This is a genomic window from Embleya sp. NPDC025285, from assembly GCF_055558835.1.
This window is the reverse complement of the sequence record NZ_JBVHLU010000218.1, coordinates 1-6,474: the sequence shown is the minus strand read 5'-3', so window position 1 is coordinate 6,474 and position 6,474 is coordinate 1. Positions and strand designations below refer to the sequence as shown.

At 70.8% G+C, this 6,474-nt stretch carries 5 protein-coding genes and 2 pseudogenes; 5 read left to right on the top strand and 2 right to left on the bottom strand.

Annotated features, from left to right (window positions below):
• Window positions 1-381: pseudogene (locus ACZ4FV_RS51395) on the bottom strand (hypothetical protein); the annotation flags it as partial.
• A gap of 332 nt (window positions 382-713) precedes the next feature.
• Entirely contained in the window at window positions 714-1,547 is an 834-nt protein-coding gene (locus ACZ4FV_RS51390; protein ID WP_395863658.1) for an IclR family transcriptional regulator, read from the bottom strand.
• A gap of 214 nt (window positions 1,548-1,761) precedes the next feature.
• Here ACZ4FV_RS51390 and ACZ4FV_RS51385 point away from each other — a divergent pair, with 214 nt between their 5' ends.
• The 5 genes and pseudogenes from ACZ4FV_RS51385 to ACZ4FV_RS51365 form a co-directional block, all read left to right on the top strand.
• On the top strand, window positions 1,762-3,135 hold the full coding sequence (locus ACZ4FV_RS51385) for an aspartate aminotransferase family protein (RefSeq protein WP_395863656.1): 1,374 nt from the start codon (window positions 1,762-1,764) through the stop codon (window positions 3,133-3,135).
• The gene (locus ACZ4FV_RS51380; RefSeq protein WP_395863654.1) at window positions 3,135-4,325 is read left to right on the top strand and encodes a mandelate racemase/muconate lactonizing enzyme family protein; all 1,191 of its coding nucleotides are present in this window, start codon (window positions 3,135-3,137) and stop codon (window positions 4,323-4,325) included. Before ACZ4FV_RS51385 ends, ACZ4FV_RS51380 begins: the two co-directional genes overlap by 1 nt.
• A complete protein-coding gene (locus ACZ4FV_RS51375) occupies window positions 4,322-5,182 on the top strand; it encodes an amidohydrolase family protein (RefSeq protein WP_402233138.1) in 861 nt (286 codons plus the stop codon). The genes ACZ4FV_RS51380 and ACZ4FV_RS51375 overlap by 4 nt, the downstream gene beginning before the upstream one ends.
• Before the next feature lie 38 nt (window positions 5,183-5,220).
• Window positions 5,221-6,042 (top strand): SDR family NAD(P)-dependent oxidoreductase, encoded by an 822-nt coding sequence (locus ACZ4FV_RS51370; protein WP_465328295.1) that lies wholly within the window; start codon window positions 5,221-5,223, stop codon window positions 6,040-6,042.
• A gap of 93 nt (window positions 6,043-6,135) precedes the next feature.
• Window positions 6,136-6,474: pseudogene (locus ACZ4FV_RS51365) on the top strand (hypothetical protein); the annotation flags it as partial.

Genomic DNA, 6,474 nt, shown 5'->3' with positions numbered 1-6,474 from the left:
CCGCTTGGGCGAGGGGTTGGCCAATACGGTCCCGCCGTTGACCGGCAGGCTCGCGCGCGGGTCCCAGCGCACCACCATGCCGCCGCCGTCGCCCGCGGCGTGATACCCGGCCACCACCACGATGGTGTTCGGGGCCAGTCGGCGAGTCTCCAGGCGCAGCAATGCGGCGACGGTGGCGACACCGGTGGGGACGTTGCCGTCCTCGTGTCGATCGTCGGAGGACGAGGACGCCGACGAGGCGGCGGCGGCCGTACCCGTCGCGGCGGTGCCGGCCAGGAGCAGGCCGCCCAGGCCGCCCGCGGCGAGCAGACGGCGGCGGGAGGACGCGGGCGCGCCGGACGGGGTCGTGGCGGCGGTGGAAGTTTCGGGGGACGTGCTCATCGGGACCTCGGCCTTCGGCGGCAGGGGGGTGAGGACGCTTCCCGTGACACGTGCCGATGCGGCGTTCCCAACGGGTGGGAAACGCGCGGCGGATGGCTTGGGGTGGGCCGCCCGGGTCCGGTGACGGACCGTCGACCCCAGGGCCGGAAACCGGGCACGATTCGTGGCAGCGAACGTGCGGGCCCTGATGAGTCAAGGAACGTAGACCCGCCCGACGTTCCTGGTCAAGACCTCGTGGCGGACTTTCATCGTCCGTGATCGGGGGAACACGATGGGGTCGCAACGTATTGTCCCGCTGCGACCCCGTCGGTCCGATTGTTCACCGGCACATCTCAGCCGGCGTCCACCTCGCCCTCGCCACTCTCCGTGCTGCCCAACTCGCGGCTGACCCGCAGCGCGCCGGCCCGCACCTGGCGGCCGAGTTCCTGGAATCGCCAGCCCGGCAGGTCGAGCTTGAGGCCGGTGATGCTGATCGCGCCCACGCACAGGTCCCGGTGGTCGCGGACCGGGCTGCCGATGCAGAAGATCCCGTCCGCGTCCTCCTCGTCGTCCAGCGCGTAGCCGGTCTGCCGGATGTCGCGCAGGTGTGCGAGCAGGGTCGCGGTGTCGGTGATCGTGTGCGACGTGCGCCGGGGCAGGCCCGAGCGCTCGATCACCGCGCGCGCCTCGGCCTCGGGCAGCGCGGAGAGGATGGCCTTGCCCAGTCCGGTGCAGTGCGGCAGTTCGCGCACCCCCATGCGCAGGTCCAGGCGTACCCGCTGCTCTATCCCGACCTGGTCCACGACCACCGCGAGCCCGCCCTCGGGCACCGCGAAGCGCGCGGCCATGCCGGTCTCCCTGGTCAGTTCGGCCAGCACCGGCCGGGCCACATCGCGCAGGGACACCTGCGACTGGGCCCGATCGCCGAGCCGGGCCAGGCCCATCCCGAGCCGGTAGCGCCGATTCATCCCTTCCCCGTCGTCCGAGACCAGGCCGTATCCGCGCAGGGTCTGGAGCAGTCCGAAGGTGGCGCTCTTGGAGATCCCGCAGGCCTGACCGACCTCGGTGACGCTCATGCCGTCCCCCGGACCACGTGTGGAGAGCACCTCGAGGATGTCCGCGGCCCGGGCGACGGACTTCACCCAGTACTTCGACTCCTCGACATTCTCGTTAACGCTGTTCGACATAGCAGAACACTTTACCGGTCCGGACCCCTTGACTGCCCCGTACATCCAAATGTAGGGTCTGGAACTGTTCGGTCCTGCCGAACAGTGTTCAGAAAACACGGTGTAGAGCAAGCGCAACACCTGCGACGCGTGCCGAAGGCGGATGGCGCCGGTGATCCAAGGCCTGGCAGGGCCGCGGATCCGAACGGTCACGAACGACGCAAGGAGCCCACCGATGAGTGTCGGCACAGCCGCCACCGACTCCCTTCCCGCCCGAGCCCTTCGGGTCATCCCGGGCGGGGTGAACAGCGGTCAGCGCCGGATCCCGGGCCTGACCGAGCTGGTCGTCACCAACACCAGCGGCGCGAACTTCACCGATGCCGAGGGTCGCGTCTTCACCGACTACCACTCCGCGTTCGGCCCGCCGCTGCTCGGCCACAACGACCCGGACGTGCGGCGCGCGGTGCACGAGGCGGCGGGCCGCCTGGACCTGACCGGCGTGGCCGTCACCGAGGGCGAGATCACCCTCGCCGAAACCCTGGTCGAACTGGTCCCCTCGGTGGAGAAGGTGCTGCTCACCAGCACCGGCAGCGAGGCCACCTTCCACGCGCTACGGGTCGCCCGCGCGGTCACCGGCCGCCGCCTGGTCGTCAAGTTCCAGGGCTGCTACCACGGTTGGCACGACTCGGTGAGCCTGAACGTGATCTCCTCGCCCGACGCGGTCGGCGCACACGACCCGATCTCGACCGGCATCCTGCCCGAGGTGCTCGAGGCCACCCTGGTCCTGCCGTTCAACGACCCGGCCGCGGTGCGCACCGCGTTCGCCGAGCACGGCGCGGACATCGCCGCGGTGATCCTGGAGCCGATCCCGCACAACGTCGGCTGCCTGCTGCCCGACCCCGAGTTCCTCACCACGCTGCGCGAACAGTGCACCGCGCACGGCTCGGTGCTGGTCTTCGACGAGGTCATCACCGGCTTCCGGCACGACCTCGGCGGCTACCAGAAGATCGCCGGCGTCACCCCGGACCTCACCACCTTCGGCAAGGCCATCGCCAACGGCGCCCCGGTCGGCGCGCTCGGCGGCCGGGCCGACCTGATGGACCAGTTCAGCACCCTCCCCGGCGCTCCCGCGTTCTTCGCCGGCACCTACAACGGCCACCCGTGGGTGGTCGCCGCCGCCCTGGAGACGCTGCGCAAGCTGCGCGAGGAGCCGGTACACGAGCACGTGTTCCGCCTCGGCGAGCGGGTTCGTACCGGCCTGGGCGAGATGTACACCCGGCTGGGCATCCCGGCTGTGGTCACCGGCTACGGCTCGGTGTTCGTCACCTACTTCATGTCCGGCGGCGTCCCGCGCAGCTACGACGACCTGCTCGCCAACGACGCCGGCCTGTTCATCGGCTACCGTCGCCGGCTGCTGGAGCACGGCGTGTTCGAGCTGCCGCTGAACCTCAAGCGCAGCCACATCTCGTACGCGCACACCGACGCGGACGTCGACCACCTGATCGCCGCGACCGAACTCGCCGTGCAGGACGCGATCAAGGACGGCGGAATCGGCGAGTTGGCCGGCACGTCCACAATGGGCGGCGCGATCGAAGGGACGGCACGCTGATGTTGGTCGTCGACCGCACCCGACCCACCGGCCCGGCCGGCCGGATCACCCACGTCGAGACGCTGCTCCTGGGCACCGCATGGCGCGACTTCGGCTACGTGCGCGTGCACACCGACCAGGGCCTGTCCGGCGTCGGCGAGATCACCCACCCCTACCGGGTCGCCGAAACGGCCGCGCTGGCCCAGGCGCTGGCGAACCGGCACCTGATCGGCGCCGACCCGTTCGATACCGAGGAACTGTGGCTGCGGCTGTACCAGGGCGACTTCCTGCGCGGCGGAGACGTCGGCGGGATCGCGCTGTCCGGCTTCGACCAGGCCATGCACGACCTGATGGGCAAGGCGCTGGGTGTCCCGGTGTACCGGCTCACCGGCGGCGCCTGCCGCGATCGGGTCCGGGTGTACGCCAACGGTTGGTACAACGGCGAGCGCGAACCCGACGTATTCGCGGCCAAGGCCAAGGAGACCGTGGCCAAGGGCTACTCGGCGCTCAAGTTCGACCCGTTCGGGGCCGGCCTGCACGAGCTCTCGCGGGCCGAACTGCGGCAGTCGGTCGAGCTCGTCGGCGCGGTTCGCGAGGCGATCGGGCCGGATGTGGACCTGTTCATCGAGGGCCACGCGCGATTCGCGATGACCACCGCGTCCGCGCTGCTGCGGGCCCTGGAACCGTTCGACATCGGCTGGCTCGAGGAGCCGATGCCGTGGACGCACATCGAGCGCTACGCGGAACTGCGCGCCCGCGCGCCGTTCCCGATCTCCGGCGGCGAACACTTCCACAACCGCTACGAGTACAAGCAGTTGTTCGCCACGAACGCGGTGGACATCATCCAGCCCGACCTGTCCATGGCGGGCGGACTCACCGAGGTGCGCAAGATCGCCGCGATCGCCGACACGCACGGCGTCATGGTCGCCCCGCACAACTCCAACTCGCCGCTGTGCACCACGGTTTCCGTGCACGCCTCGCTCGGGATCACCAACTTCAAGATCCTGGAGACCTTCGACGGTCTGCTGGAGCCGTTCGTCTTCGACGCGGTCCGCGGCACGTTGCCGGTGACCGCCGACGGGCACGTGGAGATTCCGACCGCTCCGGGCTTCGGCGTCGAGCTGGACGACGACGTGTTCGCCGAACACCCGCCCACCCACCGCTTCTGGAACATGTTCTCGGACGGCTGGGAGAAGAGGAACCGCACATGAGCGCCGGCCGCTCGGGCATCGTCGACGTGCACTCCCATCTGTTCCGCCAGTGTTGCGACTTCGACGACGTGTTCAAGGCCGACTCGGCCCGCGCGCACGACGGTGAGGTCGACCTGACCGTGCGCTGGGCCGACTACGCGGCATCCAGCCCGGCGGACACCCGGACCGTCGTGGTCGGCGGCAAGGCCCGGCGCAGCGGCCTGTGGGTCGAGGACAAGGCGGTCGCCGAATACGTGGCCGAGCAGCCCGATCGGCTGATCGGCTACCTGTCGATCGACCCGACCCAGACCGGCTGGCAGGACGAACTGCGATTCGGTCACCAGGAGTTGGGCCTGCGTGGGATCAAGCTGATGCCGATGTACGCGGGCTTCGACCCGGGGGATCCGCAATACGACCCGCTGTTCGCCTACGCCGAGAGCAACGGCCTGCCGATCCTGGTGCACACCGGGACCACGTTCGTCTCGGCGGCGCCGATCGCCTACGCGCAACCCCGGTTGCTGGATCCGGTCGCGATCCGCCATCCCGAACTGCGGATGGTGCTCGCGCACCTGGGTCATCCGTTCGAGGGCGAGTGCATCGCGGTGATCCGCAAGCACCCGCACCTGTACGCGGACGTCAGCGCACTGCACTACCGCCCGTTCCAGCTTTGGCACAGCCTGCGGCTGGCCCAGGACTACGGCGTGCTGCACAAGCTGCTGTTCGGCAGCGACTACCCGTTCACCACGGTGGACGCGTCGGTGGCGGGTCTGCGTGCGGTGGCCGCCGTGCCGGGCATCCCCGGTCTGCCACCGCTGGATCGAGACGCGGTCGAGCAGCTGATCTTCCGCGACGCGCTGCCCCTGCTGGGGCTGTCGTGACCGGCACCTCGGCACCCGGCGGGCCGGGCGTCGCGCCGATCGGCGGATCCGGCGCGAGCTTCGCGCTCACCGATCGCACCGCCCTGGTCACCGGCGCCGCCGGTGGCCTGGGCCGGGCGTTCGCGGTCGCCCTGGCGGCGGCCGGCGCCGACGTCGTGCTCACCGACCGACCGGGCGTGGACCTCACCGAGACGAGCGCCCTGGTCGAGGCCCGCGGCCGGACCGCCCGAATCCGGCCGTTCGACCTGGCCGACACCGCCGGGTTGGCCGGCTATGTGGACGAACTGCGGGCCGAGGTCGGCCCGTTGCACATCCTGGTCAACAACGCCGGCACCGCGGCCCTGGAGCGGTTCAACGAGATCACCGTGGCGAGTTGGCGCCGGGTGCTCGCGGTGAACCTGGACGCGGTCTTCTTCCTGTCCCAACGCGTCGCCGAGCACATGATCGCGGACCGCGTGCCGGGCCGGATCATCGCGGTGACCTCGAAGAACGCGCATGTGGCCGAGGCCGGTCTGGCCCACTACAACGCCTCCAAGGCGGGTGTGGACCTGCTGGTGCAAAGCCTCGCGGTGGAACTGGCGCCGCACGGGATCACCGTCAACGCGGTGGCCCCGGGCATGGTCGAGACGCCCATCGACGGCGATTTCCCGCTCGATCGCGAGCCGTTCGAGGCCGCCTACCGCGAACGCATCCCGCTCGGGCGGTACGCCACGCCCGACGAGTGCGCGGGCGCCGCGGTCTTCCTCGCCTCCCCCGCCGCGTCCTACGTGACCGGCACCCGGATCGTGGTGGACGGCGGTGTGCTCGCCGACCAGATGCCCCGGATGCGCCACATGCCGCCGTACCGCAACTCGCTCTGACTCACCGGCGCGCCGGGCCGGCCCCGCACCGGGGTCCGGCTCCGGACGCCCCGCATCCCCTTCGTGCACGGATCGAGAAAGTGAGCGGGACCCATGTCCTCACTCGGTTCTTCCCCTTCGTCGTCCCGCCGCCGCCTGTTGGCCGCGGGTGGATTGGGCGGGCTGCTGCTCGCCGGCACGGCGGCCGCGGGTACCGCCTCGGCCTCCCCCGACGACGACCGCGACGGCGGGCGGCGCGAACCCTCCGGCAGTGTGCCGACGATCGCCGCCCTCTTGGACCTGGAAACCCGCCGTCTGCCCGCCGACACGATGGTCTCGGTGGCGGGCTATCACGCGGCGGGCGACGGCGGCGGCATGGTGGTGCGCTGGGACCCGCGCTCGAAACTGCCCGCCAACGGCGGCACGGTGCACACGATCGGCTCGCCCAAGCGA

Coding starts and splice junctions, on each gene's coding strand:
- ACZ4FV_RS51390 (WP_395863658.1), bottom strand. CDS start 1,547: ATGTCGAACAGCGTTAACGAGAATGTCGAGGAGTCGAAGTACTGGGTG.
- ACZ4FV_RS51380 (WP_395863654.1), top strand. CDS start 3,135: ATGTTGGTCGTCGACCGCACCCGACCCACCGGCCCGGCCGGCCGGATC.
- ACZ4FV_RS51385 (WP_395863656.1), top strand. CDS start 1,762: ATGAGTGTCGGCACAGCCGCCACCGACTCCCTTCCCGCCCGAGCCCTT.
- ACZ4FV_RS51375 (WP_402233138.1), top strand. CDS start 4,322: ATGAGCGCCGGCCGCTCGGGCATCGTCGACGTGCACTCCCATCTGTTC.